This is a genomic window from Butyricicoccus sp. AF18-9LB, from assembly GCF_027684505.1.
Taxonomy (GTDB): Bacteria; Bacillota; Clostridia; order Oscillospirales; family Butyricicoccaceae; genus Agathobaculum; species Agathobaculum butyriciproducens.
Map to the genome: position 1 here is coordinate 1,729 of NZ_JAQCWA010000048.1, position 226 is coordinate 1,954.

Here is a 226-nt window from a genome sequence, read left to right on the forward strand (position 1 = left end):
CACGCCTGATAAGCGTGAGGTCGGAGGTTCGAGTCCTCTCAAGCCCACCAATAAGAGCAACGACCGAGCTTGCAAAATTTTATGAAATAAAATTTTGCATAAGCTATAAAAGGTCGGAAGTTCTTATGAGCCGCGCTATTTGCACAAACAAAACGTAGTTTTGTTGGCAAAATTGCGTAGCAATTTTGCACCTTGAAAACTGAACAATACGAAAGCAAAAGCAACA